Below are 21,397 nucleotides of genomic sequence, written 5' to 3' on the forward strand. Positions count from 1 at the left end.
ATCTAAATATTTGCTGAACAGCTCCCCGATACCTGGTTTGGGCTGCAGAGCCGCAAAATTTTTGGGCGATGGCGTCCCGCCCCGCAAGCTACGGCAGACTCCCTTAAACTTTAGCATCTGACGACTAAACTCTCTAGACTATAAACTTAATCTCTTGAATGCCGATCGGCAGAGGTGAGCGATGGACATTCCCCTCGAAAGTCTGTGGAATCAGATACTTGAACGTCTCCAGGTACAACTGAGCAGACCTAGCTTTGAGACGTGGATCAAAACTGCCCGCGCCGAACAACTCGAAAATAACTGTTTGATCGTCAGCGCCCCCAACCCCTTTGCTCGCAATTGGTTGCAAAAATATTACGTCAAAACCATTGCCGATGCAGTCTACGAAATTCTCGGCTATCCCGTAGACATTTACTTGACCATTGCCGGAGGAAACGAAACAGGCGGCAGCAGTGACTCCGCCATGATTTGGCCCTCCCCCATCGCCGATATGGAAAGCCACTCGCTTCACCCCCCCAAACCCGCCAATTTAAACCCCAAATACCTATTTTCCCGCTTTGTTGTCGGTTCTAACAACCGCATGGCTCACGCAGCCTCCCTCGCGGTAGCTGAGTCTCCTGGCCGAGAATTCAATCCCCTATTTTTGTGCGGTGGCGTTGGTTTGGGCAAAACTCATTTGATGCAGGCTATCGGTCATTATCGCTTGGAAATTGACCCCAACGCCAAGATTTTTTACGTTTCTACTGAGAAATTTACTAACGATTTAATCGCCGCAATTAGGAAAGATAGTATGCAAACTTTCCGCGATCATTATCGAGCAGCCGATGTTTTATTAATAGACGACATCCAATTTATAGAAGGCAAAGAATATACTCAAGAAGAATTTTTTCACACTTTTAATACTTTGCACGAAGCCGGGAATCAAGTAGTTTTAGCTTCCGATCGCCCGCCGCAGCAAATCCCACGCCTGCAAGAGCGTTTGTGTTCCAGATTTTCCATGGGATTAATTGCCGACATTCAATTGCCAGACTTGGAAACTAGGATGGCAATTTTGCAGAAAAAAGCCGAGTATGAAAATATGCGTCTGCCGCGAGATGTCATTGAATACATTGCTTCTAGTTACACTTCCAACGTTCGGGAATTGGAAGGTGCTTTGATTCGGGCGGTAGCATATCTTTCAATTACCGGTTTGCCGATGACCGTGGAGAATATCACCCCGGTTTTGAACCCGCAAACTGAAAGCGTAGAGGCGACTCCCGATGCAGTAATTGCAGTTGTGGCAGAGGAGTTTGATGTTTCTGTTGAAGATTTGAAAGGCATTTCCCGCAGGCGAGAAATTAGTCTGGCACGTCAAATAGGGATGTATTTAATTCGGCAGCATACTGGTTTGAGTTTGCCGAAAGTGGGCGAAGTGTTCGGTGGCAAAGATCACACGACTGTGCTTTACAGTTGTGACAAAATTGCTCAGTTGCGGAACACTGACCCGAATTTGGCTCAAACTTTGCGTCAGTTGAGCGATCGAATTAATGTTGTCAGCCGCAAAACTTGAGAAGAAGTCAGTTGTTAAGCTGTTGTGCATTTAAAACGCATATTGGTATAATATAACATAATGATATTCAGAAAAAGTGAATGCCTGCTAAAAACTTTCTAAGTTCCGAAACAAAGGAAACTATTCAACAAGTATTAAAAGAGCATGAGCATCCAGACATTCGGCAAAGAGCCTTAATTTTTTTGTTACTAAATAACGGAAATACACAAGCTCAAACTGCTGAACTAATTGGATGTTCTCTAAGAAAAGTTGCTTATTGGAGTATTCATGGTGATCCTGAGAATTTAGACAGTTTTAAAGATGATAGGATGAAGGGTAACTACCGAAAAGCCACAGAAGAATACATTGATTTACTTCTAGAGACAATTGAAGTAGAACCTGAGAAATATGGCTATGAATTCGGGAGATGGACAACAGCTAGACTTGCCATATATTTAGGAAAAAAGACAGGAATTGAACTGAGTAGCACTCAAGTAAGGAGGATTTTAAAGTCAAAAAAGTATGTTTACCTCTGGGCGAAATATAGCTTAGAGGATAAACAAGATACCGTAGAGAGGGGTTTATTTAAAGATAAAGTAGCTGAATATCTAAAAATAGAAAAAGAATCTCCAAAGCTTTTACAGGTATGGTTTTGGGACGAGAGTGGATTTAGTTTAAGAGTAATCCGAAGGAAGAACTGGTGTAAAAAAGGGACTCGAAGTAACAAAAGAGGAGATCGACGAAAAGGTCGTATTAATGTCATGGGTGGAGTGAGATATTCAGATAAAAAAAGATGGGTAGATTTTATTCCATCTGGGAATTCTGCTAATTTTTATGCTGTGCTGAAAAATTTTTATGAAGACTTAAAAGCAGAGTGGATATTGCAAGGAAATTTAGCGGAAGACTTTAAAGATAAAGGCTGTAAGTTTGTGATAATTTTGGACAACGCTAGTTTTCATAAAAAAGCAGAGACTTTGCAGAAAATAGCGTCAGAGATGCCGAATCTAATCATAGAGTTTTTGCCCAAGTATAGCCCTGACTATAACTTAATTGAATTAGTATGGCATTCCGCCAAGGAATATGTTGCTAATAGATTATTTGAATCCATTGAAAGACTAGAAGCACTGTTACATAAACTGTTAAATGAAGGAGGACTAATTATGAAATGGAACCGAAAGATAAAAAACAAAGGTAACTTGGTTAATGCAGTTTAGATGTCGAACAGCTTAGTTGTCAGTTGTTACACCAATGACTCTATGCAGCGATTTCAAGATGGGAATCATCGAAGGGCATTAGTGTCAACTTAACGTAAAACCCATAGTTCGGCAGGGGTTGAAACCCCTGCCTCAAAGCTAAAATCCTCTTGCATAGGACTAATGAGTTCTTCAGTCCTCTTTGAGAGGAATTTAGCTATAAGCCCCGTGGAATTCATTCCCTGGCGAAGAGTGCCGGGTGGGCGGGAGGACTGGCGGACAAAAAGCTTAAGTTGACACCTATGATCGAAGGGGTAACTCTCGCATAACAGACAATCTCTATGCGTAGCAGCTAGCCTGTGGAAAAACCTGTGGAAAAGTTGCCCTCAGTTTGTGGAAAACTTTACTCGATCGCCCGAAACAGTTTTTGCACAAAAATGGGCGACCTCAACAGCTTTTCCACAAGTTTTCCACAAGTAGTTATTACCTAAGAGTGACGCCCAGCAAGCAGTTAGCTTTTTTTTCCACAGTTTCCACAGGGCGATCGGTACAAAAATAATTCAATAAATTAAAAAAAACTGATGATCCCTGCACACCCAACACAGATAATTCGCGATGCGCGCTGACTTCAGAAACCCGGTTTCTACGAAGATTTCTCGTTTTTACAGACAAAATTTTGCCTAGAAACCCGGTTTCTAGCCCCATGCTTAAGCCCTACACACAGAAAAACCGACCCGCTGGCTTTCTGTGATACGATTTGTTTCTGTTTCAAATCCGGTTAATTAACCTTCCTACCATGAAATTGGTTTGCACCCAAAGTGACCTCAACGCCAACCTCTCGTTGGTAAGTCGGGCCGTTCCCTCCCGCCCGACACATCCGGTACTCGCCAACGTGCTCTTAGTAGCGGATGAGGAAAATCAGCGGGTTAGCTTGACAGCTTTCGATCTCAGTTTGGGCATTCGCACCAGCTTCGCAGCAGAAGTAACAGGCGGCGGCAGTTTTACCATACCCGCTAAATTACTCAACGATATTGTTTCGAGACTCCCAGATGGAGAGATTACTTTAGAAGACGAAGCGGGGGACACCGTAGCATATCTCACTTGCAGTTCTGGCAGCTACCAAGTTAGAGGCATGGGCCCAGAAGAATTCCCAGAATTGCCCGCAATCGAAGCCGGAACAATCCTCAAATTGCCGCCGGAAGCCTTGATAGAAGGACTCAAAGGAACTTTATTTGCTACTAGCCCCGACGAGGCAAAACAGGTACTTGCAGGCGTGCATTTAAAGGTATTGCAAGATTGCTTGGAATTTGCAGCTACAGACGGCCACAGATTGGCAGTAGTTCAAACTGCCAATGAAAAAGCTGAAGGCGAAGAAACCCAAGAAGAATTTGAGGTGACAGTCCCCGCTAAAGCATTGCGGGAAGTAGAAAGAATGCTGGTGATGCGCCAGTGGACTGAACCTGTCACCCTGCATTTTGAACACGGTCAAGTAGTGTTTGAATGGGCAGACCAGCGGCTGACAACCCGCACCTTGGAAGGGCAGTATCCCGCATATCGGCAGTTAATTCCGCCGTCTTTTGAGCGACAAATTACCTTAGAAAGGCGATCGTTCTTAGCAGCAGTTGAAAGAATAGCAGTTTTTGCCGACCAAAAAAATAATATTCTCAAATGCAGCATCGACGAGGAGAATCAGGAAATTACTTTGTCTGTAGATGCTAAAGATGTCGGCTGCGGCAAAGAGTCAATGCCGGCACAGATTTCTGGAGATAGCATAGATATTGCTTTCAACGTGAAATACTTAATTGACATTTTGAAAACTGCTCAATCCCCAGAAATTCAACTGCAATTAAACGGTGCTTTAGCCCCCGTAATTTTCCAGCCTTTGGGCGGAGTTAATGCTACATTCTTGGTAATGCCTGTTCAGCTAAGAGCTTAAAAAGAGTCAGTAGTCATTAGTCATTAGTCAGTAGTCATTAGTCATTAGTCAGTAGTCATTAGTCATTAGTCATCAATCAACAATCACCGATGGTGCAACCGGAATTGATATAATTCATCTGCGTTAATCGGTGTTAATCTGCCTGTATCTGCGGTTAAAAAAAGAGAATTTATTAACCGCAGATGACAATGGACTGACGCTGATTCACGCAGATCAAGAGAAGAGAGATAGGAATAATTCCGATGCTAACAGATTTGATATGACTTATTGCTTCAAATCAATGGCAACAAAATTTCAAATTCAGTACCTGTACCGGGCGTAGAATGCAAATTCAGCTTGCCTTTATGCTTTTCCGTAACAATTTGATGGGTAATTGCCAAGCCCAAACCTGTACCTTTCCCCGCCGGTTTGGTGGTGAAAAATGTCTCAAAAATCCGCCGCTGAATTTCTGGAGGAATTCCCGGCCCGTTATCGGCAATTCGGATGGCTATCCAAGCGTTATTTTGATTTTTTTCCGCCGCTTCTAGGGAGAAGTCGCCGTTTTGGCTGGCGGATGATAGCTGTTTTGCATTTTGTCGATCGCCCATAGCATAATTTTGAATTAATTCCGAATTCACGCAGTCTCCGTCCGAACTGTCTATTACCTCGGTTTCAATAGTAATCACAGGCACAAAACCTTTTTCTGCTTGTTCCTCTTCCAAAGCGTCGATCGCATTGCTGATGATATTCATAAATACCTGGCTCAACTGACCAGAGTAACACTTGAATAAAGGCAAATCACCATAGCTTTTAACTACTTTAATCCCGTACTTCAGACGGTTTTTCATAATTAGCAGCGTACTGTCAATACATTCGTGGATGTTAGCTTCTTTCAAATGGGTTTCGTCCATGTGAGAAAAGGTGTGCAGACTGGTGACGAGTTCGGTCAGCCTCTGTGATGAAACTTTCATACTTTTGAGAATTTCCACCCAATCTTCTTGCAAAAAATCAAATTCTATGTGTTTTTTGAGTTCGCCAATTTTTTCGCTGTCACCCACAATGTGTTCGTAAGCAGACAGCAACTCCATGATATCTTTCGAGTAGTTGGACAAAAAGCCGAGATTTCCGCTGATGCAGGTGAGGGGATTTCTAATTTCGTGGGCGACTCCAGCTACCATCTGCCCCAAACTGGCTAGTTTTTCGGTTTGAATTAGTTGAGATTGAGTTTGCTGCCTCAGCAATTTTGTCGCTAGTTCATGAATGTTGGATTGGGCTACTAACAGTTCGTGCACGTCTAGCAAACTATAAGTTTGAGGCGACACTTGAACTACAATCGGTTCGTAAAGCAGTTCTTTCGATCGCAACAACGACTTCCTGGCTGCATCCACGATTAAAGTATTGCTGGGAAAAATTAAACTCTCAGTTTCGGCAAAGCGGTACAAAGCCCTCACAGGTCGTTTTAAAAATAATTCTCGCCCAAAAGGACGGCTGATAAATTCTAAAAATCTCCGCCGGGAAATCATGCCTGCAAATTCACCTTGATGGGTCACAATGACTCCCGGTAATAGCGGATTAGCTTCTAACATCTGAGAAATTCGCATTCCCCAATCCGTAGCTTCTACCTGAAAATCGTAAAGCGACAATTGTTGGAGAGTAGAGTCTAAACAAAGTTCTCCTAGGTCAGCCTCGGAGATGGGTTGGACGGGTCTTTCTACGCAGGAGGTATTCAACATAAATTTATCAGCACGCTTTTTTGGGTTCTATTTGCCGGCAGACATTCAGCTACCAAAGGTCAGCAGGTGAGTGGCTGAGTGCTTTGACCGGCATCCCCCTGGCAAACTGCATTTTAAATTACACAAAAAACTGACTGTAGTAAATGGAATTTTACCACTTAAAGTATTAGGCAAGATTGAGAATAGCCCAGATAAATGCGCCCTGGTAATTATACCTGACTTTATTTTATACTGACTTGAGCGGTATTAACGCTTGGTTCGACTATTTAACTATTCATTAACCTTAAGTTATCGTCTTAACCTTTTGTTAATACGTTTTTGTACTGAGAAATATAATTGATTGACAATAGAATAAAATCGCAATTGCCCGATCGCCAACACGATGCAGCCCGTCAGCAGACAAGTTAAAAGCAGAAATTCGGGGGGTCGCGTCCCGGAGTTTTAGCTTGCAATCGCGATGGCGGGACGCCTTTCAAGCTAGGGCATTTGAGGCGATTTTATCCCATCTCCCCGATCCGGTACTCGCAACCCCCCGTAACGCTCAGCCAGCGACACACCTGCCAGTGGGTCACCTATAGGTTTGTAGTGAAAACTAAAGTCATCGCTAAAAACCAATTTTATAGCGATCGTTATATAAAACACTTAGCCTCGCCCGCAATCTCCAAAATCTGCCTTGGCATTTGTTCTACAATCAATTATTGTTAACCGCAAAATCTATCAAATCTGCGACGGTTGGCAGAGTCAATTATTGATTGGCTGTACGAGGCGGATATGAATAAAATTTTTGTTAAATTCAAACAACTTTAACCAGTCCCAATTATTCAAGGCAGCAGGATTGATTAAATTATAATATCTACAAAATCCAGCAAAAAAAAGGCTAAAAAAAATAACTGGATCTTAATTTAGTGCTATGCTTTGTTATGATATACAAGCAGTTCTACCAAAGACGTATAACTAAATAGCAATCTACCCGTAGGTGATCGATGCAACCCGCCCTGCCAAATCAGTTAAACAATGCTTTCACCCTGTTTCTCAGCTTGTTAGTAGAGGCAATACCTTTTCTGCTGCTGGGAGTTTTATTCTCAGGTTTGCTGCTGGGCTTTGTAGACGAACGCAAACTCGTATCGCGCATCCCGCGAAACCCGCTGCTGGCGGCTTTGATGGGCAGTTCGATCGGCTTTTTGTTTCCCGTGTGCGAGTGCGGTAACGTGCCAGTAGCCCGCAGGCTACTGATGCAGGGAGTGCCCGCACCAGCCGCCATCGGCTTTTTGCTTGCAGCCCCAACCATCAACCCCGTGGTAATTTGGGCGACTTGGACGGCATTTCGCGATCAACCAGAAATTGTAGTTTTGCGGGTGGTATTTTCTCTGTCTATAGCCACAATTATCGGCTGGGTGTTCAGCGCCCAAACAGACTTGCGGCCTCTGCTGCACCCGTCTGTAGCCCGCGCCATTCCCCTCCCAAAACCAGAGTTTTCCAAAAAAGAACTCGTCCAAGCCAACACTCCGCTGCTGTTGCAGTCGGGAACATTTATGCTCGGTCAGCCGGGGGGGGCGGTGCCGATCGAATCTTTGCTACAAGACGACTGGCAGCCATTACAAACAGGCAAAACAGAAAAAACCTCGAAACGTTCCTCGATGTTCCACCCTGTTTCTAAAGAGCGTCTGCGCCTGCTTTTAGATACTATGGTACAGGAGTTGCGGGAATTGGGAGGAGTGTTGGTGATCGGAAGTGCGATCGCGGCCATCATTCAAGTAGGAGCCCCCCGCGAACTAATTCTCAACCTGGGCCAAGGCCCCGTTTCCTCGATTCTAGCCATGCTGCTCTTAGGCGCAGTGGTATCGATTTGTTCTACAGTAGATGCCTTTTTTGCCCTGTCTTTTGCTTCCACATTTACCAGCGGTTCGCTGTTAGCATTTCTCGTTTTCGGCCCGATGATTGACCTCAAAGGCATCGGTTTAATGCTGTCAATTTTTAAAGGTAGATCCGTAGTTTACTTAATTGTCTTGGCAGCTCAGTTAACCTTTTTAATGACCCTCGCTGTCAACTTGCATTTAGGTTAATAAATTAGCTCGAACAGACCACTAATACCATTTTCGATTTTCAATGACCTTGCTCCACGACACGGAAGTCACGGATATACGGGTAAGTATTTTTTTCTTTTCCCTCTTCCCTCTTCCCTCTTGTTTCCCAATCACTATTAAAAAATGAATCTTAAAAAAATTAGCCCTTGGCTGGACGCCCTAGCTATCTTAGCCTGGGGAATACTGCTTCTTAAATATTGGATTAGCGGCAAATTAAGCATTCTCATTCACCCCAATTACTTTGGCTTGACTCTAGCGGGAGGAATCGGCTTAATGGTTATTGGCGGGTTAAAAACTTGGGAACTCTTAAAACTCGATCGCCTCACAAAGCAATCGCGGACATCAGCAGCAAATAACTCTCTCAGAATCACAGAAGTTGAACACGTTACTTTGTTTCCCCCCAGTATCGGTAGCACCTTAATGTTGAGCGTCGCATTAATAGGTTTACTCACAACGCCACGCACTTTTACCAGCCAGACAGCATTAGAACGAGGCCTCACCGAATCCCTGCCCATCACCAGACTGCAACCCCAAGAATTTCGCAATACTACAAAACCCGAACAGCGATCGCTCGTCGAATGGGTGCGACTGTTAAATTTCAACCCCGAACCGGATACATACAGAGGTCAAAAAGTCAAAGTTCAAGGATTTGTAATTCATCCCCCTAACCTAGCAGAACAATATATGTGGATCGGGCGTTTTATCATTACCTGCTGCGCGGCAGACGCTTATCCGATCGGGTTGCCAGTAAAATTACTGATCGGTCAAGGTCGCACCACCTTTGCCCCAGACAGTTGGCTAGAAATAGAAGGAGAAACGATCGTAGAAGAACTGCAAGGCAAGCGCAAATTAATCATTCAAGCATCCTCCCTCAAACCAATTCCTGAACCCAAAAACCCTTATGATTATTAGATGGAGAGTAAGTATGAGATTAAATTTTACCTTTATTGCGAGATGGACAGTCCCGATCCAACTTGCGTATACCTATGAAGATACGGTAAAGTCAGCAAGAAAAGTGGCAGCATCATCCTGTAGGAGTTGCAAATAACAAATTCAGCAACTACACTCGTAATTAGGAAATAAATTCTGAGTATATGTCATCAGAAAAAAAATTAGCTATCAAAGGTGCTGCCTGGACGATCGCCAGCTATGGAAGCAGTCAAATTATCCGATTTGGCAGTAACTTAATCCTGACGCGTCTGCTTTTGCCCGAATTATTTGGTCTGGTAGGTCTAAGCTACGTTTTTATAACAGGGATCAACTTATTTACAGACATAGGTTTGGGCCCAAGTATCATCCAGAATAAGCGCGGGGAAGATCCTCAATTTCTCAACACCGCTTGGACACTGCAAGTTATTCGCAGCTTGTTCATTTTCATTTGTTTGATTATAATTACCCAGCCCGTTGCTAGTTTTTATGAAGAGCCCCGTCTTCTGTGGTTGATTCCAATAATAGGTATAAATTCCTTACTAGGAGGGTTTAAATCCACTGCCACAGCCAGCCTAGAACGCAAAATGGCAGTGAAGAAAGTAGTAATTTTTGAGTTGGTCATACAGATTGTTTCTACAACAGTGATGATTGTCTGGGCCTGGTTCGATCGCAGCATCTGGGCGATCCTCGTCGCTGGCTTTACTGGAGCTTTAATGGAGCTAGTATGGAGCCATTTTTTGATTCCCGGCAAGTCAAACCGCTTTGCTTGGGATAAAGCAGCAGCTAAAGAAATATTTTCTTATGGGAAATGGATATTTTTGTCTACGGCTTTGTTTTTCTTGTGTTCTCAAGCCGATAGACTCATCCTCGGGAAAATATTTACTTTAACAATGTTGGGCATTTACGGAATCGCTTTTACCCTGGGGGATATGCCACGCCAAGTCATCATCGCCATTAGTGGGCGGGTGATTTTTCCCTCGATTTCTATGCTGGCAGAGTTGCCGCGGGAGGAGTTGCGCGCCAAGATACTCAAGAACCGCAAGCTAATTCTAATACCATTAGCCGTAGGTTTAGCAATTTTTGTGAGTTTTGGAGATCAGTTAATTTTAATACTGTATCGAAAAGAGTATGCGGCGGCATCTTGGATGATGCCAATCTTGGCGTTAGGTATCTGGCACACCACCCTCCACAATATGATGGGTTCTTGTCTGTTAGCCGTAGGAAAGTCTCAGTACCCAGCTATAGGCAATCTACTGACTTTTGTGAATCTATGTATAAGTATACCGCTGGGATACTACTTAAAAGGTAATTTAGGTGCCGTGATTGCTGTAGCTCTCGGCGACCTTCCTACCTATGCAGTAACTAACTACGGTTTGTGGAAAGAAGGACTAACTTGTTTTTGGCAGGATATTCAATTAACAGCGCTGTTTGTAGGGGTGCTGGCAACTCTACTTGGGTGTAGAGTCGTTTTTAATTTTGGTCTGCCAATCGATAAAATATCACCGATGGATTTAGTTCCAATCAATCAACTGTTTCAGTAAACCAAAAGGAGATTGTCTATATGTCAGCCGAAAATAATACAAGAAGAAAAGTAATGCACTTTATCTTTTTACAAATGGCTCTGTTACAAGAAATATCGAGAGTAGCCACGAGGTATACTAAAATGATGTTTTTTTACCAAAGAAATCGCATTATAAATTTGTTCAAAGAAAACGAACAGCCCGAAAAAGAACGCCCCAAAGTCTTTGCCGCTGTCGCACACATTACATCAGTTGAAGAATCTAACAATCCCGAAAAAGGCGCAGAAAAAATAGAGAGACTCAGGCACACAATAGATGGACTGTTGACGAGTTTTGCTCATTGCGACCTGAGTATTACTATCCAAACTCTACCGAACAGGCACGTTACAGCCTACTTACCCGAATATCAAATTAAGCGCATTCAGATACAAGAAGGCCCTGAATGCGACCCCATGTTTGTAGAGTTTAGACTTCAGGAAGAATTTGTCGAAAGAGTAGAAAAATTTGACTGGTTTTTATTCATAGAAGATGACATTGTTTTGTACGATGCTTTCGTTCTAGAAAAATTAGAAAAATTTAACCGAGAAAGCGGCTATGAGAATGCTATTCTTTACCCAAACCGTTTTGAAATGTATCAAGGAACCAAGAGATATATTGATTTGACAGTAGATTCGCAGCTCTCGTGGAATCAGCTATCTAGTGTAGAGATAGAAAGTGTAAAATTTGCTGAGTTTAGCAATCCTCATTCAGCATTTTACTGCTTGTCAAAAAGCCAGATGAAACACTGGATCAAATCAGGTCGCTTCTTCAAAAATCAAGTAGTGAATGTCGGGCTTTTAGAGAGTGCAGCAACTTTTTGTCTGTTGGAATGTTTCTCGCTATATAAGCCTCACCCGTCAAACTTAAACTATTTTGAGGTCAGGCATTACGATAGCAAATATTCTAAGCTATATCCCGAACCGGAATCTCCGTATACACTATCAGCGGTTAATAAGAATTCCCACACACCAATCGTCAAGGGTTCGTGAAAGGGATATAAGTAGTGGTCATGATTCTTAGTAGGATGGGTAGATAGCCAGCGTTACCCCTCAACCTATTAAAGAACTAGCGATTTGAGATTGGAGATTAAATTAAAAATCAAAAATTTCAAACAGTGTTGGACGCAACTGGCACAATAGTAGGGTGCTCTACTTTCCTCAAAGCCTCTCTCGATCAAGCAATTTTTAGCTCTGAGGCCTCCTAAAAGGTAAAATCTATAATTTCACATCTCCACTCGGTTGATACTGTTGGAAGTGCCGCATACTCCACGGATTTAAGCTTGTGAGTTTAATTCAGTCCTGAAAGTACCAACACTTTCAGAAACCGAGTTTTTTACCAACATACGTCGTTGCATTCCTTTTCACTGGTAAAAAAAACCGTTTCAGAGGGTCGGGAGTACGCCCAAGACGGTAAAATTTAAGAGGGAGAATTTGGCAGTTAATTTTCAGCCGAAAGTAGGAGAGAAAGATTTGTGAGTATTTTTAAGAAAAAAATTAATCCTTCACCCTTCGCTAATCTGCCATTCAAACAGCCGATCGACCGCACGGCCATCTTCCTCATGCTAGTGCTGAGCTTCTTAATAGGGCTGCTGCTGCTGAGCGGCGATCGCACAGCACCCAGAGTGCGAGAATTTACCTGGCAAAACAAACAAATCGGCGCCGAAGATACCGGCTTTCTCCTCACATTCTTTCGGCCGATGAACCAGTCCACCGTCGAGGAAAACTTAAAGCTAGAACCCCCCCTGCCCGGTAAATTTAGTTGGGCTGGAAGACGCATGGCTTACACCATCAAAGATCCAGCACCCTACGGCGTTACCTACACAGTCAAACTCGCTGGAGCAACCGATAAGTATTTCGGAGAAAAAAACCAAAATAAAGGAACGCCAATGCAACCGTTTAGCAGTTCCTTTCGCAGCCGCGATCGAGCTTTTGCTTACATCGGTGTCCAAGGCGAAACAGAAAGCAGATTAATGCTAGTCAATCTCACCAGCAGCGAATCAAAACCGATACCGCTGACTCCCAAAGATTTAGTCGTTACCGATTTTAAACCGTATCCCGACAGCGATCGCATTTTATTCTCAGCCACCGATCGATCAATCGCCCGTACTCGCGGCACTCTAAATCAAGAACTATTCACAGTCACCACCGGCCTCAACCCCCAATCGGACTCAGGAACTCAACAAAAATACCCAGCCGGTAGAATCGACAAAATCTTAGACTCCAAAGATTACCAAAACCTGAAATTCGACCTCTCAGCCGACGGAAAAATCATAGTTGTCCAGCGCGTCAACCGCAGCAATCCCGGCGATTTCAGTCCTTGGATTGTGGAAGAAAAAGCGCCGCCCCGACGCTTGGAAAATGAACAAGGCGGAGATTTTATGATTCGCCCCGATAGCAAATCGATGGTAATATCTCAAAAACAAGGATTAGCGATCGTCCCTCTCAAACCGGAAGCAGACCCAGTAGAATTTTTGCCAAAATACGAACAAGTATTGGGCATGGCCCGCGACAACTCTGCCGCCGCCTATGTTAAATACAACAGCGACTTTACTCGATCGCTTTTCATCTTAGATAACCAAGGTGTAGAACAAGAAATATTGCGTATTCCCGGCAGCATTATGGCCGTTTATTTCGACCCCCGCAAAAACCAAGACAACCAAGTTCAGCGTCTCTACTGTTTGTTAGCCCAACGCCTCAAAACAGAAAGCTACAAAGAACAGCCTTTCATCGCCACCATCGACCTCAAAAAAGAGGGGACTCGTTTGGTAGGAACCATCAAACCGCTGCTGATTTTGCCCAACCAATTAGATACCCAAATCAGTTTATCTCCCGACGGGCTGGCATTAATTTTCGACCAATCAGTCACAGCAGTAACTCCTTCAGCAGCAGACAGTCCCCGCAACGATAGTGGACAGTCGATCGCCACCAGCCGCCTCTGGCTGCTACCCTTAGTAGAAGTACCCGCAAACGGTTCTCCCGCAAAACTACAGCCAGAAGAACTTCCCTTTGCCGGCTATCACCCCCGCTGGCTACCATAAATCAATTTGAGATTTGAGATCGCACTGCTGACTAATGACTGGTGACTCATCTAAAATCTAAAATCTAAAATCTAAAATCATTATGACTCCCGAAGAAATTAGCAATACCCTTAAAGACTTATTTGGTGACAGTGTTGAGATGCCTGCTGCCACTTCTTGGCAAGTAGAAACCCCCAATTTTCGCCTGTTAGTCCTCCTTTCAGAAGACGGGACGTGGCTGCGGATTTTGCTGCCGATCGCCGATGCCCAGGAAGCTCAACCATTTCTTGATAAACTGCTAGAAGCTAACTTTGACACCACCCTCGAAACTCGCTACGCCTTACATCAAAACGTTTTGTGGGGAGTATTTCAGCACAGTTGTGCCACACTCGCGGCCGCCGATTTCTCGGCCGCCGTCGCCAGAGTGCTGGCTTTGCAAGAGCGAGGTTTGTCTGACTTTTTCGGCGGTTTGATAGAAAGCCGCATCCGTCAAATCATCAAAGCTGCGAAGATGCAGGGACAGTCTGTCGAAACTACCCTTCAGACTTTAGACCGTTTCTACGCAGAGGGATTGATGGGTGAAATGGAACTAGGGCGAGAGTCTAGCGAAAAAACTCTCGCCGCTTGGCGGTATCAGCTAGAACGCCTCTGGCCGGAGGTGGAACCCTAAGACGATGACAGATTGCAGATTGCAGATTGCAAAAAACTGATGACCATCGAGGTTGGGAAGTTGCCTCAAGTTGCATTTCTTTGTAGTGATATAGGAACCGCGGCCGACGGTTAGGATGTTCTTAATTGCACAAACCCTTGCGGAACATTGCTTCTTCCTTCTCTCCTAGATAACTCAAGCCTTCCATCCGTTACATTCGGTTACATCCGCAGAAAGCGAATCCGTGGCCCAACTTCCTTTGGTCTGGGCCCTAGTCTTGACAGTTGGAGCCTGCAGCTGCTTGGACGATGGCTAATCCGGGCCCTCGAACCCTCGAAGGATGCCCGTATATTCACTGATAACCCGCGAGCTGTTCTCCAATTCCCTTCTATCACTGGAAAAATGGTATAACTTATCACAATAATTCGTTATAAATATTAAAAATTTTCGGAAAACACGCGATCGCAGGTATATCATGGTAAAAAGTTTACAGCAGAGATCAGTAAGTTCCACAAAAGCTTAGATCGTTTAATATTGACTTAGAAACAAAATCTTTAGCAGACAATGCTACTGCGATCGGGTTTTCCCATCGGGTGCTGTTGTAATTTCACAAATTAGCAACTACCCGCTACCAATTACCCGTTACGAATTAATAGCAACTTAAGTTGTTCATGAATACAATTTTTAACAGGGGTTTCATCTATGTTTGCTGTGCGTGAGACTAGCTCGGAGTTATCAGTGTTGCATATACCTGAATTTTGTACTTGGAACATCTCCTTAGAATCAACTCTCCTAGACCTGCCACTCTCCAACTGCCAAATTGAATTAACTCAACAGGCAAAAGAAGTAGCCAAGGCTTTTGAAGAAAATTCCATGCTTCCCGGCGTCATTTTGACAAATGAGGGTAATTTTGTCGGCATGATATCCAGGCGTCTATTTTTTGAAAAAGTTAACTGCCGCTACGGAGTAGAAATGTTTTTCAAGCGGCCAATAGAGGTACTGTACAAGTTTGCCAAGGCAGAGGAACTCGTACTTCCCGCCAGTAAGTTAATAGTAGAAGCAGCCCAGGAATGTCTTTACAGATCAGCCGAATTAATTTACGAACCCGTAGTAGTGGAAATAGCCCCCCAGACCTACAAGCTGTTAGACGTACACCAATTAATGGTCGCTCAATCAAGAATTCACCAATTAACAAATAAGTTACTCCACAAACAAACCCAAGCCAAACTCATCCAAACAGAAAAAATGGCGAGTTTGGGGAGGATTGTAGCAGAAGTAGCGCACGAAATCAGAAATCCGCTCAACTGTATTTGGGGAAATTTAACTTTTCTGCTGTCCTATTTTGAACACTTGCTTCAGCTCATGTCGGTTTATGAAGAAGAATATTCGGCACCCTGTCCCCGAATTGATGCCCTTAAAAAAGAAATTGAATTTGATTTTTTACAAGAAGATTTGCCGATTACCTTAGAAGGGATGGAGTTGGGAGCCTCGCAATTGCTAAAAATAGTTAACGGGCTGCACCACTTCTCTCACATGGACGAGACAAAACCAGCCGCGACAGACATTCACGAATGCGTGGAGATGACGCTGTTAATTTTGAAAAACCGCTTTAAAAACAACATAGAAGTGGTTAAAAATTACGGCGAACTGCCGCTAGTTAGCGGCTACTCCGGTCAGTTGAGTCAGGTGTTTTTGAATTTGTTAGTTAATGCTCTAGACGCGCTGACAGAGTACGCCGCCGATCGAGAAATAAAGACCCACTGCTCGGACAACTGGCAGCCCCAAATCGAAATTACCACTAAAGTCATAGAAACCGAAGACGGCAAGCGGGTGGCAATTTGCATTGCCGATAATGGGCCCGGCATTCCTCCAGAAAATCACCAGCAGATATTTGACACCTTTTTTACCACTAAACCAGCAGGCAAAGGCAGCGGTATGGGGCTGGCTATCTGCCATCAAATCGTCACAGAAAAGCACGGCGGCCAAATGAAATTGCGATCGCAACCAGGCAAGAACACTGAATTTGAAATTCTCCTGCCTATAGTTCACAAAACATGATTAACTCAAGAATATTCTCGGTTGTTCGCTCCTGCGCTGAAATGATAGGCTAGCTTAGTAGTACGTTCTCATTTCACTTTCCCAGCGTTTCGGCAACTAAAAGTTCCAGTGGCAAATAAATTCAGTTCCAAACTCCTTAGCCCTTCAGTCTCCGAAGGCAGCCATCAAGACCTTTCGCTAGAGTCTACTCTCTGGGATTTGCCCCTGTATGACTTTCAGGTTAAATCGAGCTGCTTGGCTGTGGCAGTTGCCGAAATATTTGAACAGTATCCCCTAGTGCCGGGAGTCGTCTTGATGGAAGCAGGAGAGTTTGCTGGCATGATATCCCGCAGGCAACTGCTGGAATATTTGCTCAAACCCCAAGGCCCCGAGCTATTTTTGCACCTCCCGCTGAAAGTTCTCTACAGTTACGCTCGCCTCGAAATATTATTAGTCCCAGAGAGTACAACAATTTTGGCAGCAGCTCCACAAGCTCTGCGTCGATCGCCCGAATTGCAGTCAGAACCAATCGTCGTCCAAATAGACTCCCAATCTTATCGCCTCTTAGACCCTCACGCGCTAAACATCGCCTACTGGCAAATTCGTGGCATCGAAACTCAAGTCCGCTACGAAAGAGCCCAAACTCAAATGATTCAAAGCGAAAAAATGGCTAGTTTAGGGCGTTTAGTCAACGGAGTAGCCCACGAAATTTTAGATCCGGTAGGCTTTATTTGGGGCAATTTAACCTACGTAAGCGACTACAGCAAAAACTTGATGGAGTTGCTCTCAGTTTACGACGCATACTGTACTGACCCCCCGCCGGAAATAGCACGGCTCAAAGAAGAGATCGACTATGACTTTTTGCAAAACGATTTCCTCCGAACTGTTGCCAGCATCAAATCGGGAGCAGAACGTTTGAGCAAGTTAGCAACCAGTTTGCAAAACTTCTGCCACATCGACGATATTTATCCCAAACCCACCGACTTGCACGCCAACATAGACAGCATACTTTTGCTGCTCAAAAGTCATTTGACGAGGGAAATCCAAGTAGTGAAAAACTACGGCTATCTGCCACCAGTACCGTGCTATGCAGGACAGCTAAACCAAGTATTTATGAATATCTTGACCAATGCTATTCATACATTAATTAATGAAGCCGTCGGTCAAGAATTGGCGAAAGAGTTCAAAGGTGGAGGACTCAGAGACGCCGATCGCCAGCCTAAAATTGAAATCACAACTCAAGTCTGCTGTCCCGAACCTGCGCCGGATTTAGACAAACTTCATGTTCGCTGGGTTTCGATTTGCATAGCAGATAACGGGCCAGGAATGTCACCTAGCAAGTACAAAAAAATCATAGAATCATTCTCTACGGAAAAACGCGCCCTCAAAGAAACCAGTTTAGCAGTTAGCTATCAAATAGTGACGGGCAAACACGGCGGTGCGTTCAGAATGCGATCGGAGTTAGGCAGAGGCACTGAATTTGAAATTTTGTTACCCTTAGCTTAAATATGACTAAGGCCAACTGTCATAAATAGGAGTTGAATTTAGGTATGTAGTTGCGCGTCAGCGCTCTTTTCCAAGGAAATAGCGCTGAAGCGCAACAACATACCTTTGTTTAACGATGCCCATTGCGTAATTTTTATTAAAGAAGGAAGAAGGAAGAGGGAAGAAGTTACAGCCTATTCCAGATTTATGAAGTACAGGACACGGCAATGCTGTGTCCCTATCTGAAAACGCTGTAACAGTCAACAGTCAACAGTCAACAGTCAACCATTATCTAACTGACTGCCGCACATTTTACAAAATCTAGCATTAGCATCGTGTACAGACCAACCGCAACCTTTACAAACAGCTTCTCCGTGATTAGCACTTTTAACTAAGTGTTTAATCAAATCCCCCAATTGCCAAGGAATCAGAGCAATTCCCGTCAAAATCATCAAAATAGTCAGAAAACGGCCGGATTCCGAAATCGGAGTAACATCCCCAAATCCCACCGTCGTCATCGTGACAACCGAAAAATAAACCGCATCCAAAAAAGTCCCAAAACTTTCGGGATTTGCCGGATGTTCGACTTGATAAATCAAACCAGAATAAACAAAAATTATTGCCAGCAAAGTAAACAAAATCCGAGCAAAAATAACCCCATCTTCGCTGCTGATGCGGAAAATAGAAATTTTTAATTCCAGAAAACGGATGAGTCGGAGAATTCTAAACCAGCGAAAAATGCGGATAAAACTAACGTTGACAAATCCCAGCAAAAATGGTAATATTGCCAGCAAATCAATAATTGAAAAAAAACTAAAAATAAACTTAACTCGATTTTCGGCACACCATACTCGCAATAAATACTCAAACACAAAAACAACTAAAAGCGCTGTATCGAGAGTTTGTAAATTAATTCTAACAGCTTCCGAAATCGGGTAAGTTTCGGCGATGAAGCTGGTCGAAGATAGGAGAATGAGTCCGGTAAGAGTTAAATTTACGGTTCTGCCAATGGGGGTTTCGATGTCTTCGAGATAAAATCCAATTTGCGATCGGGTTAACATAGATGAGATAATTAATACCATTTATGAGATAAGGGAATTATCGCATATGAGTATCGAATTAACGAAGGGTGAAAGGTTCAATCTTTCTAAAGAAACTCCTGATTTCAGTAAAATTGCGATCGCCCTGGGTTGGCAAGTCAGCCAGACAGCACAAAACTGCGACATTGACGCATCTGTTTTTATGTTAGGGGCGGACGGTCGCATTCCTGATGAAAAGTATTTTGTATTTTACAACAATCTGACATCGCCGGACGGTGCGGTGCGACATTCGGGAGACAACAGGAATGGACAAATAGACGGAGATGATGAGACGGTTTATGTGGATTTGAGTAAAATCAATTCGGCTATTCAGGAAATTGTGTTTGTTGTGACTCTTCACGAGGGACAGGAAAAAAATCAAAGTTTTAGTCAAGTTACAAATGCTTTTATCAGGCTTTACAACCGAGAAACTCTTAGCGAATTGGTTCGGTACAATTTAAATCAGATATTTTCCCAAGAAACGGCTTTAGAATTTGGACGCTTGTATAAGAAGAATGGCGAATGGAGATTTCAGGCGCTAGGACAGGGATATAATGCTGGGTTGCAAAGTTTTGTAGACCAGTATTATGTTGAGAATGCGGTTGAGAAAAGCTCGAATGCTGGTGAAAAGGTTGATGATGCTGAGGTTGTGAGGCGGTTTAGCGATCGCGTGGATCGGTTATTGCGCGAAGAGGCGATCGAGGAGACACCGATTCCAGCATCTAGTGAAGCGGTAGAACAGCCGGCTGCTACTCCTGTGAATGCGGATACTGTGGAATCTCAGGAAGAGGAAAAAATAGATGATTCTGCACTAGAAAATCTGGAATCAGCTATCAGTGCTGAGGAATTTTTGAAACGGTATAATCAGAGAGAACGAGATTTTACTGGAGTTAATCTAGCAGGAGTAAATCTGAGCAGAATAGTCCTGAGTCAGGTCAACTTGAGTAGGGCTAATCTAAGCGGTGCAGAACTTTCTGAAACAAACTTATACGCTTCTAACCTGAGTGAGGCAAATTTATGTCATGCAAACCTTCACCAAGCCAATCTCAGCTCAGTCAACTTAGGTAAAACACAATTACTAAATGCAAATTTAAGTGAAGTAAATCTGTCTAATTCAAACCTAAGTGAAGCTAATCTGAGTGGGGTAAATCTCAGTAAAGTTCATTTGTTATTGGGGACAAACTTCAGCAGGGCAAACCTCAGTAAAGCAAACTTAACAGGGTTGAATTTGAAGGAATCAAAATTGATGAAGGCTGATTTGAGTAATGCAAACCTAAGTGATACTAACCTATTAATGGCAAACCTTGAAGGGGCAAACCTTGAAGGAGCAAAACTTCAACAAGCACTTTACAACGCACAGACTGTCTTCCCCAGAGGCTTTGATCCTGTTAAAGCAGGTGCTTGCTTAATTGCTCCTAATGTTTCACTGAAAGAAGCAAACCTAGCTCGTCGTAACTTGAGCGGAGTCAACTTGAGTGAAGCTAACTTGAGTGGTGCAAATCTAACGAAGGCAAATTTGCAGGGTGCAAAACTCCTGCAAGCAAATTTGAATAAAACCAACTTAAGCGAAGCAGATATGAGGAGTGCCAACTTAACGGCGGCAAACCTGATAGGAGCAAACCTGATGCAGGCAAATTTAGGATCTGCCAACCTAACTGCGGCAGACTTGAGTGGAGCGAATCTGAAAAATGCACAAACAGATGGGGCAAATTTTAGTGGTGCTAATCTGACAAAAGTTAATTTGGTTGGTGGAACTCTTCAATGTAATGTCAGCGGAGCAATATTAACTGAAGGAAATCTCTGTGGGGCTAACCTTCGTTATGGTAATTTTACTGGAGCCAACTTAACTTCGGCAGACTTGCGTGGGGCAGATTTGGATAATACAAACCTAGAAAAAGCCAACCTAAAGGGAGCGAACCTAAGTGGGGCGGTAAATCTGGAAAAGGCAAAACTCGCAGGTGCAATTATGCCTGATGGCACAATTCACGAATAAATTAATGTTTGTAGTAACGAATTGAGTTCTTAGAAATGGAAGGAGTAGGGCGTGTTTTCTTGACCCGGAGATCCCCCCTAGCCCCCCTTAAAAAAGGGGGGAACCGGAAGCACTCAAAGCAGGGTAAGCTCATCTAATTTGGTATAAATTGTACTTGACAAAAAGGGCAAGATATAAAGGAACATCCTGTCAATAG

Annotated in this window: 14 protein-coding genes; 12 read left to right on the forward strand and 2 right to left on the reverse strand. The window is 43.6% G+C overall.

The features are described from left to right. Positions 1–181: 181 nt before the first annotated feature. The 3 genes from dnaA (at position 182) to dnaN (ending at position 4,657) form a co-directional block, all read left to right on the forward strand. On the forward strand, positions 182–1,549 hold the full coding sequence (gene dnaA, locus QUA70_RS06840; protein WP_333328960.1) for a chromosomal replication initiator protein DnaA: 1,368 nt from the start codon (positions 182–184) through the stop codon (positions 1,547–1,549). 80 nt (positions 1,550–1,629) lie between these two features. Further along, positions 1,630–2,742, forward strand: a complete 1,113-nt coding sequence (locus QUA70_RS06845; protein ID WP_333345813.1) for an IS630 family transposase — start codon at positions 1,630–1,632, stop codon at positions 2,740–2,742. A 775-nt stretch (positions 2,743–3,517) separates the two neighbouring features. Further along, the gene (dnaN, locus tag QUA70_RS06850; protein ID WP_006632140.1) at positions 3,518–4,657 is read left to right on the forward strand and encodes a DNA polymerase III subunit beta; all 1,140 of its coding nucleotides are present in this window, start codon (positions 3,518–3,520) and stop codon (positions 4,655–4,657) included. A gap of 272 nt (positions 4,658–4,929) precedes the next feature. Here the strand turns inward: dnaN and QUA70_RS06855 are convergent, their stop codons facing one another. Further along, positions 4,930–6,369, reverse strand: a complete 1,440-nt coding sequence (locus QUA70_RS06855; protein WP_333345816.1) for an ATP-binding protein — start codon at positions 6,367–6,369, stop codon at positions 4,930–4,932. A gap of 983 nt (positions 6,370–7,352) precedes the next feature. On the opposite strand from QUA70_RS06855, the gene QUA70_RS06860 reads away from it, so the two are divergent. The 8 genes from QUA70_RS06860 (at position 7,353) to QUA70_RS06895 (ending at position 18,150) form a co-directional block, all read left to right on the forward strand. After that, positions 7,353–8,432, forward strand: a complete 1,080-nt coding sequence (locus tag QUA70_RS06860) for a permease (protein ID WP_333345819.1) — start codon at positions 7,353–7,355, stop codon at positions 8,430–8,432. 144 nt (positions 8,433–8,576) lie between these two features. Continuing rightward, positions 8,577–9,365 (forward strand): TIGR03943 family putative permease subunit, encoded by a 789-nt coding sequence (locus QUA70_RS06865; RefSeq protein ID WP_333345822.1) that lies wholly within the window; start codon positions 8,577–8,579, stop codon positions 9,363–9,365. A gap of 182 nt (positions 9,366–9,547) precedes the next feature. After that, positions 9,548–10,924, forward strand: a complete 1,377-nt coding sequence (locus tag QUA70_RS06870) for an oligosaccharide flippase family protein (protein WP_333345825.1) — start codon at positions 9,548–9,550, stop codon at positions 10,922–10,924. A gap of 122 nt (positions 10,925–11,046) precedes the next feature. After that, positions 11,047–11,931 carry a hypothetical protein gene (locus QUA70_RS06875; RefSeq protein ID WP_333328942.1) on the forward strand — a complete coding sequence of 295 codons (885 nt, stop codon included), beginning with the start codon at positions 11,047–11,049 and terminating at the stop codon, positions 11,929–11,931. A gap of 482 nt (positions 11,932–12,413) precedes the next feature. Further along, positions 12,414–13,979, forward strand: coding sequence for a hypothetical protein (locus QUA70_RS06880; protein WP_333345831.1), 1,566 nt, complete (start codon positions 12,414–12,416; stop codon positions 13,977–13,979). Between the two features lie 82 nt (positions 13,980–14,061). Then, complete coding sequence (locus tag QUA70_RS06885) at positions 14,062–14,628, forward strand: hypothetical protein (RefSeq protein WP_333328937.1); 567 nt, start codon at positions 14,062–14,064, stop codon at positions 14,626–14,628. Positions 14,629–15,309: 681 nt separating this feature from the next. Beyond that, positions 15,310–16,665, forward strand: a complete 1,356-nt coding sequence (locus QUA70_RS06890) for an ATP-binding protein (protein WP_333345834.1) — start codon at positions 15,310–15,312, stop codon at positions 16,663–16,665. 108 nt (positions 16,666–16,773) lie between these two features. Beyond that, on the forward strand, positions 16,774–18,150 hold the full coding sequence (locus tag QUA70_RS06895; protein ID WP_333345837.1) for an ATP-binding protein: 1,377 nt from the start codon (positions 16,774–16,776) through the stop codon (positions 18,148–18,150). Between the two features lie 260 nt (positions 18,151–18,410). On the opposite strand, the gene QUA70_RS06900 is transcribed toward QUA70_RS06895, so the two are convergent. Beyond that, the gene (locus QUA70_RS06900; RefSeq protein WP_333345840.1) at positions 18,411–19,211 is read right to left on the reverse strand and encodes an ion transporter; all 801 of its coding nucleotides are present in this window, start codon (positions 19,209–19,211) and stop codon (positions 18,411–18,413) included. 25 nt (positions 19,212–19,236) lie between these two features. Between QUA70_RS06900 and QUA70_RS06905 the strand changes: the two genes are divergently transcribed. Beyond that, on the forward strand, positions 19,237–21,201 hold the full coding sequence (locus tag QUA70_RS06905; RefSeq protein WP_333345843.1) for a pentapeptide repeat-containing protein: 1,965 nt from the start codon (positions 19,237–19,239) through the stop codon (positions 21,199–21,201). The last annotated feature ends 196 nt before the right edge of the window (positions 21,202–21,397 follow it).

The sequence above is a fragment of the Microcoleus sp. LAD1_D5 genome (assembly GCF_036702115.1).
Taxonomy (GTDB): Bacteria; Cyanobacteriota; Cyanobacteriia; order Cyanobacteriales; family Microcoleaceae; genus Microcoleus.

What these genes read in the sequence shown, in the direction of transcription:
- dnaA (WP_333328960.1), top strand. Translation starts at nt 182, where the DNA reads ATGGACATTCCCCTCGAAAGTCTGTGGAATCAGATACTTGAACGTCTC.
- QUA70_RS06845 (WP_333345813.1), top strand. Translation starts at nt 1,630, where the DNA reads ATGCCTGCTAAAAACTTTCTAAGTTCCGAAACAAAGGAAACTATTCAA.
- dnaN (WP_006632140.1), top strand. Translation starts at nt 3,518, where the DNA reads ATGAAATTGGTTTGCACCCAAAGTGACCTCAACGCCAACCTCTCGTTG.
- QUA70_RS06855 (WP_333345816.1), bottom strand. Translation starts at nt 6,369, where the DNA reads ATGTTGAATACCTCCTGCGTAGAAAGACCCGTCCAACCCATCTCCGAG.
- QUA70_RS06860 (WP_333345819.1), top strand. Translation starts at nt 7,353, where the DNA reads ATGCAACCCGCCCTGCCAAATCAGTTAAACAATGCTTTCACCCTGTTT.
- QUA70_RS06865 (WP_333345822.1), top strand. Translation starts at nt 8,577, where the DNA reads ATGAATCTTAAAAAAATTAGCCCTTGGCTGGACGCCCTAGCTATCTTA.
- QUA70_RS06870 (WP_333345825.1), top strand. Translation starts at nt 9,548, where the DNA reads ATGTCATCAGAAAAAAAATTAGCTATCAAAGGTGCTGCCTGGACGATC.
- QUA70_RS06875 (WP_333328942.1), top strand. Translation starts at nt 11,047, where the DNA reads ATGATGTTTTTTTACCAAAGAAATCGCATTATAAATTTGTTCAAAGAA.
- QUA70_RS06885 (WP_333328937.1), top strand. Translation starts at nt 14,062, where the DNA reads ATGACTCCCGAAGAAATTAGCAATACCCTTAAAGACTTATTTGGTGAC.
- QUA70_RS06890 (WP_333345834.1), top strand. Translation starts at nt 15,310, where the DNA reads ATGTTTGCTGTGCGTGAGACTAGCTCGGAGTTATCAGTGTTGCATATA.
- QUA70_RS06900 (WP_333345840.1), bottom strand. Translation starts at nt 19,211, where the DNA reads ATGGTATTAATTATCTCATCTATGTTAACCCGATCGCAAATTGGATTT.
- QUA70_RS06905 (WP_333345843.1), top strand. Translation starts at nt 19,237, where the DNA reads ATGAGTATCGAATTAACGAAGGGTGAAAGGTTCAATCTTTCTAAAGAA.